Consider the following 16,701-nt stretch of genomic DNA (forward strand, 5'->3'; position numbering starts at 1 on the left):
CTTAGGTTTTTCACAGACAGGACACCTGCATGATCCTTACGCTGCAAGGCGGAGCACAGGCGCGTACCCTCCTGCGCATGCTGGCCGCCGGATCGTCCCGGCCCGGTGCTGACACGGCTCCCGCCGCGCAGGGGAACCAGCCCTCGTACGCAACAAGTCCCTCGGCTTCAACCGGCACACAGTATGCGGAAATGTCTGGTTCACACACCCAGAATCCCAACCTGTCAAACACGTCATTCCAAAGCACAGCACGCAACCCATCATCCGGTGCAGCGTCCACGTCCTGCACCGCATCAGTAAAAGCAGGGTTTCTACGGGGCAGATCTTACCCGAATGGCACGCCGGTCGCTGCCATTGCTGCCGTGCAGGAATTTGGTGCTGTCATCCGCAAGGCAACATCCCGGAGCGGTGCCGTATCCATCGTTATTCCGCCCCGGCCATTCATGCGGGCGGCCGTGGCGCAGGATGCTCCAAAATGGAAAGAAATCTTCCGTCAGGCTCTTGCTGAAAGCCTCGCAGCGAGCCACCAACCAGAGGCTACACGCCGTATTCTGAACACGCCCACCACTGCCTTGCAGCGCACCGGCCAAGCCATGCAGGCCAGCATCACCCACGCCATTCAGGCCGTCCATACGCCACCCAACAGCCGGGCTACCATCCACCATAAAGGGTCTGATAAACCGCTTGAAGACACAAAAACACTTCTAAACAGCGTCTCTTTTCAGGTGCAGTCATGAATGGCCTGTTCGGCATCGCGGCAGCGGCAACCACGGCTCTGCTGCCATCAATCCTAGCCACCTTGCGGGTGCAGGATGGCACCATCACGCTGCCAGATGGCTCCGTGCAGCCGTGCTATACGGATGTGCTTGTCACTATCAAGGTGCAGGCCGCCACCAGCGCGGATCTCATACAAACGGCTGGGCTCAACCAGAGTTCTGAAAACCGATTGGTCTATCTGCCCGGTCTTATCAAAGGGCTGGACCGTACCCATCAGTTTGGGGGAGACAGTCTGTTTTTTGAAGGCGCGGAATGGCTGGTCACAAGCCAGCCCGAAACATGGGGAGGCGGCCAATGGTCCAAACTTCTCGTCACCCGGCAACTGTCATGACCATCCAGCCCGTTACGGCCAGCATCACCACGGCGCTAAGGGAGTTCCTCCGTGCCGTTTTGCCACTAGGTCTGCCGGTGCAACTGGCACAGCAGAACCGCACCGTCGCCCCCGCAGGCCCGTTCGTTCTGCTTACTCTTCTCACACGCCAGCCACTCGCCACTGTTGCCCAAACAGAAACAGAAGCCATAACGATCCTGAGCGTGCCGGAGGAGGTGAGGGTGCAGGTCAGCATCTTCGGGCCCGGCGCGGGGGATAACGCCCAGAGTATCGCTACCCTGTTCCGCACGGACTGGGCATGCCGTTATTTTGAAAACCTGTTTCAAAATAATAAGGAAGAACAGTCATTAGACGCAGAACCGTCCCTCGGCACAGCCGCAGAGTGGCTGGAAAAATACGCTCCCGTCGCACCAGAACCTCCCGCTGCCGCTCAGTCCCATCCTCTCCCGGGTGAAGCCCCGAAACCGGGCAGTGAACGCCCTCTTACACCCTTATCACGCACGCCCCCTCCCAGCGCGGAGGCGTTTCCTCAAAACGCTCCATGCCAGAATACAGGGCCTTGCAACGCCTTTCCGGCATCGGTGCCGGCACAACCGGGCGCTCCATGCTACGCACCGGCCCGCATTGTCCCACTTTATGCCGGGCCGCCACGGCAGATGCCTTTTGTAAATGGTGAACGCCAGTTTGAAGAACATTGGCTTCTGGACCTGCATTGTCAGGTGCGCACCACTCTTACGCTTCCCACCACCACGGCCAGCGCCGCCAGCCTTGCGCTGATATGCGCAGATACCCTCACGGATGAGCCCCCTGCATGACCCTACCCATCAGTTCCCTTGTTTCCGTCACGCCGGGCGTGATCTCCCCCGGTGGCACCGTCAGTCTGCTGACCGGCATGCTGTTCTCCACACATGCCGCGCTGTCCTCCGGCGTTTCAGTGTTCACCTCGGCGGCGGATGTCGCAACGTTATGTGGCGCTTCCAGCCCGGAAGCCGCCATCGCCAGCGTGTATTTTTCAGCCTATACCAACGCGCAGGATACGCCTGAAAAACTCTATATTTTTCAAATTCCTGCCACCCCGACGGATGCAGAATACGGCACTTACCTCAGCACTGCTGCTGTAACGGTGAGTGACTGGGCACCCTTCCTGTTTGCACAGGAACCCTCAGCCGCTGCAAAAACACAAATCGCTACCTGGATGGCCGCCAACCCCAACCGATACTGGGGTGTTGTGCCAGATGCAGATGCCACGATCCTCAGCCCCAACGCCACCGACAGTTTCGGTTCAACCGTCAAGGCGCAGTCCACGCCCGGCATGACCTGCCTGTGCAATAAGGATGGCACGGGCCTTCTGGCCGGGGCGCTGTGTCTGGGCTGGGCGGCCAGCCTCAACCCGCAACGCACGGGTGGCCGTACCACCCTGATGTTCCGCAACAATGGCGGCGTGACCCCGGCTAACCTCACGCCATCTCAGGCAGAGGCCCTGCTGGCTAACGGCTACAGCTTTTACGGCAGCTATAAAAGCACGGACAGCACATTCAGTTTTCTCAATAACGGGGCGGTCTCCGGTCCGTTCGGTTGGGCAGATAGCTACATCAATCAGATCTGGATGAACGCCAGCTTCCAGTCAGATCTGCTGACCCTGTTCTCCAGCGTTGGTCAAATCCCCTATACCACACAAGGGGATTCCCTGATCGCCACTGCCGTGCAGGGCACCATTGATACCGCTCTGGCGTTCGGGGCCATCCAGCCCAATGTCACCCTTTCCGCGGCGGAGGCACAGGCCGTCAACGCACAGGCAGGCCGCACCATTGATAGCGTGCTCTCTACCCGTGGCTGGTATCTGCTGCCCGGCGCGTCCTCCGCTTCCGCCAGCACCCGCGCCAGCCGTGGCGCCGTGCAGGGGCGCTTCTTCTACACGGATGGAGAGTCCGTGCAGTCCATCACTCTGGCATCGGTAGAGGTTCAGTAATCATGGCCGATTATGATATTACAGCCGCCAACTCGGTTTTTACCATCACGGTTCCGGGTCTGTATAACGCGCCCATAACATTGCAGAACTACGCCGCAGACCGTGCTTTTGAAACAGAAGCGCGTGAACTGGCTGAAACGGCCATGAGCATTGATGGTTACCTCAATGCAGGCTGGGTGCCCAACCCCGTAACGCAGACCATTGCGCTGGCCGCCAGTAGTGAAAGTGCTTTGGTATTTGAAGCCATTGTCATGGCGCAGGACTCCCGCCGAGGTCTGTACCGCATGGGGGCTGAAATCCAGATCCCGGCCATTGGCCGTAAATATACCATGGTGCGTGGCCTGCTGCGGTCTATTGTCAGCATTCCCGGCGCAGGCCGCGTGCTGGAAGCCCGGCATTTTGAAATCACGTGGGAGCGTGTTCTGCCCGCCGCCATTTAAGCGGCAGAAAGGAAGAGCCCATGAAAACCATTGATTACACACATAGCAAACCCGGTGCCGATCACGGCAAACGCTTCTGCCTGACCCGCATGGATGCCTTCGCTGCAGATCAGTGGGCGCGGCACGCTCTTCAGGCTGCCATACGCGGTGGCGCACGCATTGGGGCTGATCTGGCAGAGGCCGGTGTGGCCGGACTAGCCAGTCTGGGGATAGAGATTTTCGGGTTCATGGAAGAAGCCGATCTTGATAAAGCCCTCAACCGCCTGATGCAGTGCGTCACCATCCGCCCCGACCCCGCCAACCCGGATCTGACCCGCGCCGTTATTGCCGCCGATTTTGAAGAACCGGAAACACTGGGCATGGTGCGTTCTGAAGTGTTCCGTCTGCATGTGGGTTTTTTACTGGCCGCCGCACACCAGCTTTTCCCCGTTGTGGCGGCCCTGCTGGGAGAAACAACGCCCCGCCCGTCCACTGCGTAAACATCTCTTCTGCGCTGGCCATGGTTCTGTCCTCCGGCCTGGCGACCCTGCGGGACCTCAAAACGGTTTATGACAGTGAAGACCTTTATACCCTTCTTGAAGTGGCCTCCGTCACGAACTGGAACACGGCGCAGGCCCGCAATACGCCCTAAAGCCACATGGCCTCCTTCTCTGGCGGCTGGTAGACCAGTTTTAAAACATCTAGCAAGGAACACCCATAATGTCTGAAACCGTGCTGGATGAACTGGTCATCCGTCTTGGGCTGGATACCTCTTCCCTTCAGTCAGATGCCAGACAGGCAGTGGGCGTTCTGGATACCCTGACCCAGAAAACGCAAACGATCACCAGCCAGAGTGAAAAAGCCAGCAAGCAGGCAGCCTCCTCTTTCAGCCAGACGCGAAAGGAAGCACTGGGCCTGCTGGGTGTCTTATCCGGCGGCCGAGGGCTTGCAAGTCTCCTGAAACAGATGCAGGGAGCCTCTCAAAAAACAACTCTTAGCGGCTCTTCACAACAGGGAGGAGGAGCAGGGCAGTCCTCCCGTTCCGGTTTTGCACGTGGAATTAACCGTTTTTCACACGCACCACATACCATGCACGCGCCGGCTTCATCCCGTGCCAGCAGGTCAAAAGGTCCACTGCTTCCGCTGCAGAGAATGCAGCAACAGCCGTCAGCATTTTTTACACCCAGCCCTCTTTCCGTTCCCGAGCGACATTTCCAAGTGCAGGCTCCGTCAAGGCCTTCACAACAGGCTCCCGCTTTTTTATCGTCTCATGATCGGTCTCTATCCACCACCAGCGCCCTTGTACGGCCAGCGTCCCTGTCCTCCCGTGTCACCCTCCAGCACACGACAGTTCTAACGCAACCTACTTCGGTTTCAGGTAGGGCGTATAACGGCGTTCTCCCAACAAAGAGTCTGACAGAAGCTCTGCGTAGTACGGTAAGCGCGGCTATGGCCTTATACCGACCTCAGAGCCTCCGCACGCCCCGTCCTCTCTTTACGGCCTTCTCCGTCATCCGGCAGGCAAACCCCAAAAGCCGTGGAGAAACTTCCCCTCTTTCCTTCAACAGAATGCAGAATCCGGTAAGCTCTTTTCCAAACGCTGCCGGGTTGATGCCACCTACCACAAAACAGCAGACTGACTGGCGCAGACGACAGCCTTCCCACAATGGAATACCGCCCAATTCCGTCAGAGGATTATCATACAGCAAGGCTGCATCCCCTTTCGAGACTTTCGGGAAAAACCATCGCCCACTAAGCGGGAAGTCTCCATCCAGTCGTACTAACCATCTTTACAGATACCAAAATCACACCTTAGCCATGCAGCACGTGCCCATGGTGCCCTCGGTGCCAGAACAGCGGCTCTCGGCTCAGGCACGTCGGCAATTTTCCCTGTTAGAGCCATCGTCTTCCAGTCGGACAAATTTCCCGCCAGCACCGAATGCACGCCTTGCACCAGTCTCTCCCATGCTGGAAAATAATCTGCTGCATCAGGGCGTTTTCCTGTCCTCTGATGCACTAAAACTCATGCAGCCATTTCTGCCCGGCTCACCTATGCTGCGTGCAGCCAGCAGCGCGGCAGCAAGCGTGCCCGCACCGCAGGCGCCCGTGCAGAACACCACGCATATCGGGTCTGTCACCATCAGCGTGCCATCCGGCAACCCGCAGAAGATCGCACAGGCGCTGCGTGGCCTTGGTGGTGGAGACAGCCATACGCTGACCAGCCTCGCTACATACGGGGCCGTATAATGTCTTTTCCGTTTTTATAAAGGATTTTCCTACATGCCCATGGTGCCGGTTACGCTGCCATCCGTCTGGACTGTGCCGGTGGCAGCAGGCGTGCCGCTTCTGCTGGGGCAATCTGTTACGCATGGGGTGCAGGCGGCGGCGTCTGTCAGTATCGGCACGGTGCTGGATGATCTGCTCATCAGTCAGGCGGCAGGGCAGTGGGGCATTTTCAACAGTGCGGGCCAAAGTGTGCTCTCCGCCGCGCGCGTGCTCTCCGTGGCAGGGGAGAGTGAACACCATATTGCCACAGCCCCTTTGGAAGACGGCAGTTTTCTGTCCTACAGCAAGGTTGCTACGCCCCGAACGCACAGGGTGCTGATGGTGTGCGATGGTTCGGAAACAGGCTTGGACTCTCAGGCTCTTTCAGCGTTGCTGCCTCAGGCAGCCTCATCGCTTGCCGGAGCAGAGGGATTATATGTGCGCAAGGCGTTCTTCGCGACTCTTGCCGCGTTGGAGGCCGACCTGTCACTTTATTCCGTCATTACGCCAGAGCGGAAATATGAGAATGTCAACATTACCGGCCACCGCTGGCTGCGCGATGCGCGGCACGGTATTACCATGCCAGTTGTGGAAATCACTCTTCAGGAAGTACGCGTGTCTGCCACGCAGAGTTTCACAACAACTCAGCAGCCGCAAGGGCAGCGCATGCTCTGCGGTGGCGTTGTGCCCTCCCAGTCATCCCCTACGCTAACATCCAGCAATAGCCTCTATGAGAGCGTGGTAACAGACGAGACGTCTCAAAACATAACCGGCTGGGCCAACCTTGCAGGATCTCCGCTATGAGCACGTCTTCTTCCTCGTCTGGCAGCACCGCAGATCTGGTAATGATCCCCCTTGCCAGCACCGCCGCCCAGATGCTCCGGGTCACACTTTCCGGCCAGAATATTCAGATCGCCGTGCGTCAACGTTCCACAGGGCTGTATGCAGATTTCTGGCTTGCCAACACCCGATTGCTCTCGGGCGTGTTGTGTCAGGACCGCACATGGCTTGTGCGTGATGAAGCCATTGGCCTGCCGGGAGATTTCACATTTGCTGATACCCAGGGCACGCAGGACCCCACCTATGATGGTCTGGGCAGCCGCTACCTTCTCCTCTACCGTGCGGGATGGACGTAGCAGCAAGTTCCGATAAGCCTATTTCCGTTTGCGCGCGCCTGTTTGATCAGTGCTCTCTTGTGCACGGACCACCGTCTGGCGCGTGCGGCATAGTCTCATGATATATGGCGCGTTTCACGTCTTGCCGTCTCTTCCTATTTTCCCCACATTGTCGTGCCGTCGTGCGGAGAGTATGCGGTGCCGCGCCTCAGGCCGCTTCAACCGGCGGGGCCCCCACCCACACAGCCTATGCGCTCCTCCAGTGCCGTCTGCTTCATGCGTGATGCAAAGCCTCTGCGCGTCCGGCTTCTTCAAACACGGTTGGCATATTCATGGCCCAGTCAGGCTCTTTTACGTCACGCGCGTTGCGCATCACTTTCCGTCTGCTGACAAATGCCTTTGGCCCAAGCGGCGCAGATACCGTCACGCTTACCGGCCTGCGGGTAACGGCAGATATCACACAGGCGCAGTTTCCAACAGGAGAGATTGCAACCTTGCGGATTGAAGGTCTCTCGCCCGATCTGATGAACCGCCTCAGTCTTGCAGCACCTGACCCAACCAGCCAGAGTGCGAGTGAAGTGCTGGTGGAAACGGAGGAGGGGACCTCTCCCGCCGCACTGGTGTTTCAGGGCGGTGTCACACTGGCCTATGCGGACTACACCAACGCACCGGATGTCGCCTTTATGGTGCAGGCATTTTCAACAGCATTGCCCAATGCCATGGCGGCCACCCCAACCAGTTTTCGTGGCGCGGTGCCTGTTGCGACCGTACTGGCAACCGTTGCCCGGAAAGCCGGGCTGACACTCTCCTGCAACGGGGTTGGCGGCACGTTCCATAACCCGTATCTGGATGGCAGCCCCGGCCAGCAACTGGCTTACTGTATGGATATGCTGCCCATGCGGGTCAGCCTCGGGCGCGGGCAACTGGCAGTCTGGCCCGCGCGCATGGCGGGAAACGCCCCGCTGGCAGATCTACAAGCAGAAGGTTCAGGTGCTCTGTCAGCCTCAGAAACAAGCGTTGTACAACAGGCTGTTTCTGTATCATCCGAAACGGGCCTTATTGGATACCCGTCCTGGTCCGCAGGCGGGCTGGCTGTGCGGATGTTGTTTAATCCTCAGGTCAGTTTCAATAGTGTGATCAGCCTGCAAAGCCGCTATCAGCCTGCCGGGTGGGGGGCGCAGTCTGGGCCCGTTACCACCGGCCTTTGGGTCGTCACGCAGGTTCGCCACAGCCTGCAAAGTGAAACCCCACACGGGGCCTGGTTTACAGACATCGTGGCACAGGCGTTTCAGGAGCACACGGCATAATGCCTCTTACTGCCAGCACATATCCCGTTCTTAACCGGGCGGATGCCGCAGCGTCTGACTTCAATGCACTGAACCGGGTTGTGGCACGGCTATTGTCCGCGCGGCGCACAGTGGTTGTGGTGCAGGTCAAGGCTGTTTCCGGTAGCGGGCTGAACCCCGTTGGTTTTGTGGATGTCCAGCCCATGGTGCACCAGCAGAACGCGGCAGGCGCGGTTACGCCGCATGGGGTGCTGTATCAGGTGCCCTATTTTCGGTTGCAGGGTGGCAGCCGCGCCGTGATTGTGGACCCCGCCGTGGGGGATATCGGGCTGGCCCTTGTGGCGGACCGCGATATCTTCAATGTCAAAACGGCCCGAACCCCGGCGGCTCCAGGTTCCTTCCGCCAGCAGAATATGGCGGATGCACTCTATCTGGGCGGGTTTCTGAATGGCGCACCACAGACATATGTGTGGCTGCATGATCAGGGCGTCACTGTAAAAACCGCAGGAACGGTGGATATTACAGCCCAGAGCCTGACCCTGAATGGGGACGCCACAATCAACGGGGCGCTGCATGTTTCAAAGGATGTCACGGCTTCAGGCATTTCCCTCACGCAGCATATTCATCCCGGTGTGCAGCCGGGTAGTGGCACAACGGGAACCCCACAAAGCTGAAATCCGGGCACGGTTTCAAAACCGTGCCCGGATCATCACACTCTGTTCTAGCGTTTTAGCTAAACGGTTCTTTAGCCTGTTAACGCGCACCGTAACGTCAAACGGTGCGCAGGAAAATCAGGCGTCAGACTGCATGCACTTTTGCCTCACGCTGCCAGAAGCGCAGGGCGCGGCAGGTTTTGACAAATTCCGGAACCGAGGAGGGTTTTTCCAGCGTAATAACCCCTTCATCCAGCGCATCATCCGTCAGGCCCGCCTTTTTCAGCAGCGGAGCAGCTTCAGGCACATGCGCAATGAATTTTGCATGCGCATAGGCATCCGTCACAAAATCCTTGGCGTCTGCGTCGTTCGCAAGCTGTTTGGCTCCGTCTTCAGAAAGCAGAAGCACAACCGCATCATACAACACAGATGGGCCGCCCGGCACCCGCTGCCCTGCCGGAACATGGCGACCGCTTGATGTCTTGATCCCGCCAATCTGCGGTGCCACCAGTTCCAGATCAACGCCTTCAGCCTTGGCGGTTTTTTCCAACGCTTCCAGAATGGCTTCATCCGCACCGTTGGTAATCAGCACACCAATTTTGCGGCCTTCAAAGGTTTTTGGACCATTTTTCAGAATGCTCAGGGCAGGGGACTCTGGCAGGTCAATCACCTTGCTGGCAGGTGGTGCGGCGTCTGGCAGTTTTTCCAGCCCCAACCCGTCAGCCACGGCCTGTGCCAGTCCCTTGTCAATATTCAACAGGTGAGAGACCACGCGGGCACGAATAGCCGGTGTTTCCACCTTGCTGAGTTCAAAGGTAATGGCCTGCTGAATATGCGTCTGCTCCACCTCGGTCTGGCTTTTGTAGAACTGCCGCGCCTGACTGTAATGGTCCGCAAACTTTTCTGACCGCACACGCTCTTTCCGGCCCTCTACGTCCTGCGGATAAGACGTAAAGCCTTTCTGCGGGTTTTCACGCGGGCCACCGGCTTCTCCGCCCCAGGAGTTGGGCTCATAATTCACCCGCCCTTTAGGGTTATGCATCGCGCCGTGGCCATCCTGCTGAAAATGATGGAACGGGCATTTAGGCGCATTGATGGGAATATGCGTAAAGTTCGGCCCACCCAGCCGCTTCAACTGCGTATCCAGATAGGAGAAATTGCGGCCCTGAAGCAGCGGATCATTGGTAAAATCAATCCCCGGCACCACGTTCTGGGTGCAGAAGGCCACCTGCTCGGTTTCCGCAAAGAAATTATCCACCATGCGGTCCAGCACCAGCCGGCCAACAGGCTGCACGGGCACCAGTTCTTCCGGAATCAGCTTTGTTGCATCCAGAATGTCAAAATCGAACGTGTCAGCAAATTCATCGTCAAAAAGCTGCACACCCAGTTCCCATTCCGGGTAGTTGCCTGCCTGAATGGCGTTCCACAAATCACGACGGTGAAAATCAGGGTCAGCACCGTTTATTTTGACGGCCTCGTTCCACACAACAGATTGCAGCCCCTGTTTGGGCTTCCAGTGGAACTTGGCAAAGGTGGATTTGCCATCCGCCGTGACAAAACGGAACGTGTGAACGGCAAAGCCTTCCATAAAGCGGAAGGACCGCGGAATTCCCCGGTCAGACATCACCCACATGATCATGTTCATGCTCTCAGGGGTGAGGGAAATGAAGTCCCAGAAATTATCATGCGCGGATTGTGCCTGCGGAAAAGCGCGGTCCGGCTCTTCCTTCACGGCATGCACCATGTCCGGAAATTTGATGGCGTCCTGAATGAAGAATACGGGAATGTTGTTGCCAACAAGATCCCAGTTGCCTTCCTTGGTGTACAGCTTGACCGCAAAGCCACGCGCATCACGCGCAAGGTCAAAAGATCCCTTGCTGCCCGCCACGGTGGAAAACCGCACAAACGCGGGCACACGCTCGCCCACACGCTGCAACACATCCGCCCGTGTGATGTCAGACAGGGAATGGGTCAGTTCAAAAAAACCATGCGCGCCATAGCCACGGGCATGCACAACCCGTTCTGGAATACGCTCATGGTCAAAATGGAAAATCTTTTCTCTGAAATGAAAATCTTCCAGAAGGCTTGGGCCGCGTGCGCCTGCTTTCAGTGTGTTCTGATCATCCGCTACAGGCACGCCCTGCTGGGTGGTCAGGGTTGGCACGTCACCGTGGGCGGTCTGGTGTGTTTCGCCACCTGCGCCGCGCTGTACCTTTTCTTCGCCCAATGTTACGGGTTTGCGGTCTGTATCCGTCGTGCTCATATGCCTGCGCCTTCCCTTTAAAATCCTGAAACATGCGGAACCCCACGCAGAACACGGCCCGATGAAGCGGAGTATTCCCCCTCCATCAGTCGTTTTCTGCCGGGTGCAGTCTTCTCCTCTGCGTCGCTCCGGGGTGCCGGGGTGTGATGTGCTGAAATGGGCCCGTCAGCCGTGCGTTATGTCGGGCCTCTAACGCGTGTGTCCTCGTCAGAGTTTCCTCTCTCCCGGCAAAGTCAGCCATGCCCCAGGCGCAAGGCTAAGGCGGCGCATGGCCTTTCTTCCCTCAGAAAACAAAGAGTTTATGTCATGCAAACATTGCTGCTTGACTGCGCAACGTGGGACCTGGCGGTTAATGCCGCCGGAAACATAGCCGTGGCCTCCGCCCCCTATGCCGTGGCGCAGAATGTGGCCTGTGCAGTCCGGGTGTTCCTGGGCGAGTGCTGGTACAACACCAGCCTTGGGCTGCCCTATCTCAGCAATATTCTGGGCCGCACCCAGTCCGCCGCTCTCTTCCGGGCAGATGTGGAGCAGACAGCCCAGAGCGTGCAGGGCGTGGCCCGCGCGGTGTGTGTGCTGACAGCCATCAGCCCCCAGCGCCGTCTCTCCGGCGTTATCCAGCTTATTCTTGCAGACGGGAGCCAGACTGTTGTCAGCCTCTGAAACCGCACAAACCACCAGCACAGGCCAGACCACATCTGGCGGCACAACATCCGTCCCGGCTCCAGTGCTGGATGCCACAGGCTTCATCATGCCGGAGGAGCCGGACATGCTGGCTGGCGTGCTGGCCGATCTGAACGCAGCCTTCGGCAATACCCTCAATACGGATCTTTCCACCCCGCAAGGGCAACTGGCCATGTCGCTCACCGCCATTCTGGGGGATGCGTATGATCAGTTTCTGGCACTTGCCAACGGGGTAGATCCGGCCCGTGCCTCCGGCCGGATGCAGGATGCCATCGGCCGCCTTTATTTCATGTCCCGTCTGCCTGCCACCGCCACGGTTGTCACCTGCCTGTGTACGGGGGTTGCCGGTACTGTTATTCCGCAGGGCGCGCTGGTGCAGGATGCGTCAGGCAACAGTTACGCGGCAGATGCCGCCATCACGCTGGATGCCACAGGCACCGGCAGCGGCACGTTTTCCTGCACGCAGGCGGGCGAGGTTGTTTGCCCGGCGCAAAGCGTTGGCATCAGCCAGTCTCTGGCCGGGTGGGCAACTGTTACCAACCCAGTTGCCGGGGTAACGGGCAGCGCTGTAGAAAGCCGCACTGCGTTTGAAGAAAGACGCCGCGTATCGGTCGCCGCCAACGCCATCGGTCCGCTGGATGCCATATCCGCCGCTGTGCAAGCCGTTCCGGGCGTAACTGATGCGTTTGTCACGGATAACAGCACGGCTTCGGCCACCACGATGGGCGGTGTTACGCTTGCGCCCTATAGCCTGTATGTCTGTGCCAACGGCGGCGCCGATCAGGCCATTGCGCAGGCTATCCTGCGTAAAAAGCCACCAGGGTGCGCTTATACCGGCAGCACGACCGTTACCGTGACAGACCCCAACAGCGCTTATAATACAGCGCCAAGCTATACCGTCAGTTTTCAGCGTGCCACCCCCACACCGCTTTTTGTAAAAGTGACAATGGTGGCGTCTTCCACCGTGCCCTCTACGGCCACAACAGCCGTGCAGGCCGCCATACAGGCCGCATTTTCAGGGGATGACGGGGGCAGCCGCGCGCGTATTGGGGCCACGCTGTATGCCAGCCGCTTTTATGCGAGTATCGCAGCACTGGGCACGTGGGCGCAGATTGCGGATATCACGCTTGGTATGACCGCCACGCCAACCGGGTTCAGCGCGACTTTCGGCATCAGTCAGGTGCCTACGCTTGATCCGGCAAATATCAGTGTGGTGTTTGCCTGATGCAGAATGTGCAGAAAACCGTTCTGTCCCAATATGCATGTTCTCCTACCCTGAATGCCCTGATTGCGGCCTGGAACCAGGCGTTTGATCCCGCTACGCTGATCGAGACGTGGTACCAGCAGATATGGAACCTGGAAACCGCCCAAGGGTACGGTCTGGATGTCTGGGGTCGGATTGTAGGCGTGCAGCGCATTCTGAGCATAACATCAGACACATTCTGCGGGTTTGAAGAAGCGGAAGATCTGACAGAGGACAGTTTCAACAGTGCTCCGTGGTATTCCGGCACTGTCTCAAGCGGCAATTATCGCCTGTCTGATGATGGGTTTCGCCAACTGATCTACGCCAAGGCCATGGCCAATATTACAGATGGCTCCATTACCAGCCTGAACGCCATTCTCATGACACTGTTCGCAGGGCAGGGGGATGCCTGGGTGTCTGATCATGGCGGCATGAGCATGACTTACACGTTCGGTTTTGTGCCATCTGCGGTGCAGATTTCCATTATCCAGAATTCCGGTGTCCTGCCTCGCCCTGCGGGTGTGCGGGTAACCTACGCCATTAAAGGCTGAGCATGAAACAATCTGATTTTCCTGAACGGTTTGCAAAGCCCATTGCGGATTCCGCCAGTGCAGGCAACCTTGCCACCATTCCGGCCACACAGTCCACTGTGGGCGATGGCACGGCGTCTGTCTCCCTTGGCTTTCCGCCAGAAACCTTTATCGGGCGGTCCGCTGGTGGGGTGCCCCCACGCGGGCAGGACATGAACGGTTTTCTGCATCGCCTCTCTGCCGTGTTGCAGGCTTATCAGGCGGGCATGATCGGCCAGTATGATGCCACTTTTGCTTCTGGCATCGGCGGCTATCCTGCCGGAGCCGTGGTGGCAGGTGCAACGCCGGGCACGTTCTGGGTGTCCACCGCAGAAAACAACATGACCATCCCTGGTGCAAATGGGGCGGCGTGGCAAAATCTTTTTGCAAATTATCTGCCTCTTGCCGGGGGCAAGCTGCAAGGCTCCCTTGCCATAGGCAATGCCTATTCCTTTGACGGTGCGGGCGGCTACAGCATGCTGTATCGTCTTTCATCCGTTGCGTCAGATGGTGTGCTGGATGTGTATTCCAACGTGGGGGGCACCCGCGTCAATGTGGCGCGCATCAGCGCGGATGGGTCCATTGCCATATTTGGAGGCGGCCATTTTTCAGAAAATGGGCAACAGGTAGCAACCCAAAGCTGGGCCAACGCACAATTTGCCACCCCCTCCTGGGTCAGTTCACAATTCGCAACATCGGCGTGGGTTTCTGGCCAGTTTGCTACCTCATCATGGGTAAACGGCACCTTTGAACGTGCTGGCGTATGCCTGACACTCTCAAACTACAACAATGATTTTGCCACAAATGATGACCGGATCATCAACCTGCCATACGGGAACATGATGCAATGCTTCAGTGTGGATAACGTTTCTTCCGGGCGAATCACTTTTCCGGTGGCGTTTTCCGCAGCGCCCCAATCCATTCTGGTGCAGGCGGTAACGGGCGGTGTGATCTCGCACTATCATTGCGTGTGGGAACCAGATGCCGCTGGCTTCACCCTGAATCTATATGGCTCCTACAACGCTATTTATGTTGAGGCAAAAGGGAAGAAATAACCATGTCAGATAAGGGGATTTCCAGTTCTTCTCTCTCCGTTGCCGCGCAGGTGCAGGCAGCCTACCCCGCACGCTATTACGCCGGGTATGATGCCACTGCCACACAGCCCGCCCCCGTTACCGCATGGTATGACACATGGAGCATGAGCAGTGTGGAGAGCCTTCCGCCCGCAAGCCAGCTTGTGCCCATCAGCGCGGCAGACTGGGCGAACACCACCGGCTTCCGTCTGCCAGCCGGAAAAGCGGTGCAGAATGGCGGCATTGTGGATTACACTGCTCCGCCGCTCCCTTTGGCCACTCAGGCTGCCAATGCCCTGCAACAGGCAGCCACCACCAGTTGGGCAGCCTATGGCATGTATGGCGAGACGCCGCCCGCCGCCTGGCAGACCTATCTTGCCAGCCTGCGTGTACTGGCCAGCGGGGCAGACACCACCAGCACGCAGCTTCCTGCACAGCCCGCACTGAGCGCCGCCGCCATGCCCGCACCGGGGGTAAGCGTCAGGGCTGTTCAGAAAACACACTCTGAAGGAAACGCTGTTTCGTGTCTTGAACAGGCTCCAGTACCGCACCTGACGCAGCCAATACCGACCACAGCAGGGCAGCACGCATGATTGCTCCCTTGCCTTCCACCGGCTGGCAGCCCGCACCGGCCCGCACCCTGCCTGTGGCTGTGCCTGCCAGCCTGCGCCTGCGTGGACTGCTGGGGCAAACCGTTGCTCTGGCATGGGCCCCAAAAGCGAGTGCCGACACGCTGGATTTTACGCTGGATGCCACTGAATGGCTGCGCGGCACGGGGGATTACCTCGCCAGTGTTGCCGCCAGCGTGCCTACGGCCTCCGGGCAGGAGACGGATATGCGTGTGCTGTGGGCCACTTTGGTCAATGGCATGGCGTGCCTGTTTCTCAGCGGCGGTGCTCCCGGCACGGTGCAAACGGTTCTGGTCAGTGTTACCACACAGCAGGGCCGTAGTCTCAGTCAGCCGGTTTCCATAGCCATTCACTCCACCAGCCCGGCCACACCGGCCGCCACAGCCCCCAGCCTGCCAGATGGCACGGCGGTGCCTCCAAATGCCCTTGCACTTTCCAATACGGTCATTCTGACAACGGAAAGCGGGTGCCCCTATCTTCTAGCCTGAAGGACACAACCCCCAATGTCCGGGTCTTCCACCACGGCGGCCACCCTAAGTGGCACGCCGCTTTCCGCGTTGCCGGTGCAGGCCCAGCCTGCGGCAACTGATCTTGTTTTTGGTATTTTCAACGGGCAGGGGCAGTTTGTGCCCCAGGGCAAGATCTGGTCCGGCGCGGTTGATAAAACAGGCGATACACTCTCCGGTTTGCTGGCCTGTCCAATTGCCCCATCTGCCCCTGCGCATCTGGCCAACAAAGCCTATGTGGATGCCATGAGCGGGCAGGTGCAGGGGGCAGTCTCCACCCTTGTGACACAGGCGCAGGATGCCGCAACACAGGCCGGGCAGGCGGCCTCTGGCGCGGCGGGTGCTGCCGCCACCATTGTAGATGCGCAAAAAGGCACCCCCAACGGGCTTGCGGCACTTTCCGCATCCGGCAACCTGCTTCTGGGTGGGCTGGAATGTCTGGGCGTGCGGAATGGCCATGTGCTGATGACGCTTGAACTCCCCACCACAGACCCCGGCGTAGCGGGCGCATGGTGGAACAATGGCGGCTATATCTGCATCTCTCAGGAAAACACATGAGCATGAAATCTGTTCTTAAAGCCCGTATTCTGCTCAGTGCCTGTTCCGGGCTGCTTTTGGTGGCCTCTGTTCATACAGTTGCCGCCACGCGCCCCAACCATCTGCTACCCCAATACCAGCAGAGCGTTCCCGCAGTGCGGGCAGCCCTCCATGGTCCGTTGCCGTCCGTGCAAACCGCGCCAGTATCGTCGCCAGAAGGACCCGGCACCTCCATCACTGGCACACCTGTAAGCCAGTCACGCAAGGCGATGCTGAAACATGCTGTGGAAACAGCGCCCGGCGTGAAAAAGAGCTTGCAGAAACGGCTTCTTTCCGCACCGATCGCCGCCACAGCCGCCACAGCCGCCACAGCCGCCACAGCCGC

The 16,701-nt window shown here is 58.6% G+C and carries 21 protein-coding genes; 20 read left to right on the forward strand and 1 reads right to left on the reverse strand.

The annotated features are described in order from the left end of the window. Positions 1-29 precede the first annotated feature (29 nt). The 12 genes from AD948_RS06320 (at position 30) to AD948_RS06370 (ending at position 8,836) form a co-directional block, all read left to right on the forward strand. On the forward strand, positions 30-737 hold the full coding sequence (locus tag AD948_RS06320) for a hypothetical protein (protein ID WP_061471157.1): 708 nt from the start codon (positions 30-32) through the stop codon (positions 735-737). Then, the gene (locus AD948_RS06325; RefSeq protein ID WP_061471158.1) at positions 734-1,108 is read left to right on the forward strand and encodes a hypothetical protein; all 375 of its coding nucleotides are present in this window, start codon (positions 734-736) and stop codon (positions 1,106-1,108) included. The genes AD948_RS06320 and AD948_RS06325 overlap by 4 nt, the downstream gene beginning before the upstream one ends. Then, complete coding sequence (locus tag AD948_RS06330) at positions 1,072-1,923, forward strand: phage neck terminator protein (protein WP_156478965.1); 852 nt, start codon at positions 1,072-1,074, stop codon at positions 1,921-1,923. Before AD948_RS06325 ends, AD948_RS06330 begins: the two co-directional genes overlap by 37 nt. Then, complete coding sequence (locus AD948_RS06335) at positions 1,920-3,077, forward strand: DUF3383 family protein (RefSeq protein WP_061471160.1); 1,158 nt, start codon at positions 1,920-1,922, stop codon at positions 3,075-3,077. The genes AD948_RS06330 and AD948_RS06335 overlap by 4 nt, the downstream gene beginning before the upstream one ends. 2 nt (positions 3,078-3,079) lie before the next feature. Further along, positions 3,080-3,517, forward strand: coding sequence for a phage tail fiber protein (locus AD948_RS06340; RefSeq protein WP_006558949.1), 438 nt, complete (start codon positions 3,080-3,082; stop codon positions 3,515-3,517). Between the two features lie 20 nt (positions 3,518-3,537). Further along, positions 3,538-3,996, forward strand: a complete 459-nt coding sequence (locus AD948_RS06345; RefSeq protein WP_061471161.1) for a hypothetical protein — start codon at positions 3,538-3,540, stop codon at positions 3,994-3,996. A 20-nt stretch (positions 3,997-4,016) separates the two neighbouring features. Then, positions 4,017-4,148 (forward strand): hypothetical protein, encoded by a 132-nt coding sequence (locus AD948_RS18860; RefSeq protein ID WP_006558951.1) that lies wholly within the window; start codon positions 4,017-4,019, stop codon positions 4,146-4,148. A 68-nt stretch (positions 4,149-4,216) separates the two neighbouring features. After that, entirely contained in the window at positions 4,217-5,743 is a 1,527-nt protein-coding gene (locus AD948_RS06350) for a hypothetical protein (protein WP_061471162.1), read from the forward strand. Positions 5,744-5,776: 33 nt separating this feature from the next. Further along, positions 5,777-6,565: a phage baseplate protein gene (locus tag AD948_RS06355; protein WP_061471163.1), complete on the forward strand. Its 789-nt coding sequence runs from the start codon at positions 5,777-5,779 to the stop codon at positions 6,563-6,565. Then, a complete protein-coding gene (locus AD948_RS06360) occupies positions 6,562-6,897 on the forward strand; it encodes a phage baseplate plug family protein (RefSeq protein ID WP_061471164.1) in 336 nt (111 codons plus the stop codon). Before AD948_RS06355 ends, AD948_RS06360 begins: the two co-directional genes overlap by 4 nt. 311 nt (positions 6,898-7,208) lie before the next feature. Then, on the forward strand, positions 7,209-8,183 hold the full coding sequence (locus tag AD948_RS06365) for a hypothetical protein (protein WP_061471165.1): 975 nt from the start codon (positions 7,209-7,211) through the stop codon (positions 8,181-8,183). Further along, a complete protein-coding gene (locus tag AD948_RS06370) occupies positions 8,183-8,836 on the forward strand; it encodes a Gp138 family membrane-puncturing spike protein (RefSeq protein ID WP_061471166.1) in 654 nt (217 codons plus the stop codon). The genes AD948_RS06365 and AD948_RS06370 overlap by 1 nt, the downstream gene beginning before the upstream one ends. 124 nt (positions 8,837-8,960) lie before the next feature. Here AD948_RS06370 and AD948_RS06375 read toward each other — a convergent pair whose 3' ends face one another. Further along, positions 8,961-11,078 (reverse strand): catalase, encoded by a 2,118-nt coding sequence (locus AD948_RS06375; RefSeq protein WP_061471167.1) that lies wholly within the window; start codon positions 11,076-11,078, stop codon positions 8,961-8,963. A gap of 306 nt (positions 11,079-11,384) precedes the next feature. Between AD948_RS06375 and AD948_RS06380 the strand changes: the two genes are divergently transcribed. From AD948_RS06380 to AD948_RS06415, 8 genes are all read left to right on the forward strand, one after another. Continuing rightward, positions 11,385-11,738 carry a hypothetical protein gene (locus AD948_RS06380; RefSeq protein WP_061471168.1) on the forward strand — a complete coding sequence of 118 codons (354 nt, stop codon included), beginning with the start codon at positions 11,385-11,387 and terminating at the stop codon, positions 11,736-11,738. Positions 11,739-11,826: 88 nt separating this feature from the next. Beyond that, positions 11,827-12,984: a baseplate J/gp47 family protein gene (locus tag AD948_RS06385; RefSeq protein ID WP_338076676.1), complete on the forward strand. Its 1,158-nt coding sequence runs from the start codon at positions 11,827-11,829 to the stop codon at positions 12,982-12,984. Next, the gene (locus AD948_RS06390; protein ID WP_061471170.1) at positions 12,984-13,553 is read left to right on the forward strand and encodes a DUF2612 domain-containing protein; all 570 of its coding nucleotides are present in this window, start codon (positions 12,984-12,986) and stop codon (positions 13,551-13,553) included. Before AD948_RS06385 ends, AD948_RS06390 begins: the two co-directional genes overlap by 1 nt. 2 nt (positions 13,554-13,555) lie before the next feature. Beyond that, a complete protein-coding gene (locus AD948_RS06395; protein ID WP_061471171.1) occupies positions 13,556-14,626 on the forward strand; it encodes a hypothetical protein in 1,071 nt (356 codons plus the stop codon). Between the two features lie 2 nt (positions 14,627-14,628). Then, positions 14,629-15,237 carry a hypothetical protein gene (locus tag AD948_RS06400; protein WP_061471172.1) on the forward strand — a complete coding sequence of 203 codons (609 nt, stop codon included), beginning with the start codon at positions 14,629-14,631 and terminating at the stop codon, positions 15,235-15,237. After that, positions 15,234-15,761: a phage fiber-tail adaptor protein gene (locus tag AD948_RS06405; protein ID WP_061471173.1), complete on the forward strand. Its 528-nt coding sequence runs from the start codon at positions 15,234-15,236 to the stop codon at positions 15,759-15,761. The genes AD948_RS06400 and AD948_RS06405 overlap by 4 nt, the downstream gene beginning before the upstream one ends. 15 nt (positions 15,762-15,776) lie before the next feature. Then, entirely contained in the window at positions 15,777-16,337 is a 561-nt protein-coding gene (locus AD948_RS06410) for a hypothetical protein (protein WP_061471174.1), read from the forward strand. Next, positions 16,334-16,701: hypothetical protein (locus tag AD948_RS06415; protein ID WP_156478966.1), on the forward strand; the 368-nt coding region annotated here is incomplete at its 3' end. The genes AD948_RS06410 and AD948_RS06415, both read left to right, overlap by 4 nt.

The organism is Acetobacter senegalensis, from assembly GCF_001580995.1.
In the GTDB taxonomy this organism is placed as follows: Bacteria; Pseudomonadota; Alphaproteobacteria; order Acetobacterales; family Acetobacteraceae; genus Acetobacter; species Acetobacter senegalensis.

Excerpts from the sequence above, each read along its gene's own strand:
- AD948_RS06375 (WP_061471167.1), bottom strand. The coding sequence starts at position 11,078 with ATGAGCACGACGGATACAGACCGCAAACCCGTAACATTGGGCGAAGAA.
- AD948_RS06395 (WP_061471171.1), top strand. The coding sequence starts at position 13,556 with ATGAAACAATCTGATTTTCCTGAACGGTTTGCAAAGCCCATTGCGGAT.
- AD948_RS06320 (WP_061471157.1), top strand. The coding sequence starts at position 30 with ATGATCCTTACGCTGCAAGGCGGAGCACAGGCGCGTACCCTCCTGCGC.
- AD948_RS06325 (WP_061471158.1), top strand. The coding sequence starts at position 734 with ATGAATGGCCTGTTCGGCATCGCGGCAGCGGCAACCACGGCTCTGCTG.
- AD948_RS18860 (WP_006558951.1), top strand. The coding sequence starts at position 4,017 with ATGGTTCTGTCCTCCGGCCTGGCGACCCTGCGGGACCTCAAAACGGTT.
- AD948_RS06400 (WP_061471172.1), top strand. The coding sequence starts at position 14,629 with ATGTCAGATAAGGGGATTTCCAGTTCTTCTCTCTCCGTTGCCGCGCAG.
- AD948_RS06370 (WP_061471166.1), top strand. The coding sequence starts at position 8,183 with ATGCCTCTTACTGCCAGCACATATCCCGTTCTTAACCGGGCGGATGCC.
- AD948_RS06390 (WP_061471170.1), top strand. The coding sequence starts at position 12,984 with ATGCAGAATGTGCAGAAAACCGTTCTGTCCCAATATGCATGTTCTCCT.
- AD948_RS06405 (WP_061471173.1), top strand. The coding sequence starts at position 15,234 with ATGATTGCTCCCTTGCCTTCCACCGGCTGGCAGCCCGCACCGGCCCGC.
- AD948_RS06335 (WP_061471160.1), top strand. The coding sequence starts at position 1,920 with ATGACCCTACCCATCAGTTCCCTTGTTTCCGTCACGCCGGGCGTGATC.
- AD948_RS06330 (WP_156478965.1), top strand. The coding sequence starts at position 1,072 with ATGGTCCAAACTTCTCGTCACCCGGCAACTGTCATGACCATCCAGCCC.
- AD948_RS06410 (WP_061471174.1), top strand. The coding sequence starts at position 15,777 with ATGTCCGGGTCTTCCACCACGGCGGCCACCCTAAGTGGCACGCCGCTT.
- AD948_RS06360 (WP_061471164.1), top strand. The coding sequence starts at position 6,562 with ATGAGCACGTCTTCTTCCTCGTCTGGCAGCACCGCAGATCTGGTAATG.
- AD948_RS06365 (WP_061471165.1), top strand. The coding sequence starts at position 7,209 with ATGGCCCAGTCAGGCTCTTTTACGTCACGCGCGTTGCGCATCACTTTC.
- AD948_RS06340 (WP_006558949.1), top strand. The coding sequence starts at position 3,080 with ATGGCCGATTATGATATTACAGCCGCCAACTCGGTTTTTACCATCACG.
- AD948_RS06385 (WP_338076676.1), top strand. The coding sequence starts at position 11,827 with ATGCCGGAGGAGCCGGACATGCTGGCTGGCGTGCTGGCCGATCTGAAC.
- AD948_RS06350 (WP_061471162.1), top strand. The coding sequence starts at position 4,217 with ATGTCTGAAACCGTGCTGGATGAACTGGTCATCCGTCTTGGGCTGGAT.
- AD948_RS06355 (WP_061471163.1), top strand. The coding sequence starts at position 5,777 with ATGCCCATGGTGCCGGTTACGCTGCCATCCGTCTGGACTGTGCCGGTG.
- AD948_RS06380 (WP_061471168.1), top strand. The coding sequence starts at position 11,385 with ATGCAAACATTGCTGCTTGACTGCGCAACGTGGGACCTGGCGGTTAAT.
- AD948_RS06345 (WP_061471161.1), top strand. The coding sequence starts at position 3,538 with ATGAAAACCATTGATTACACACATAGCAAACCCGGTGCCGATCACGGC.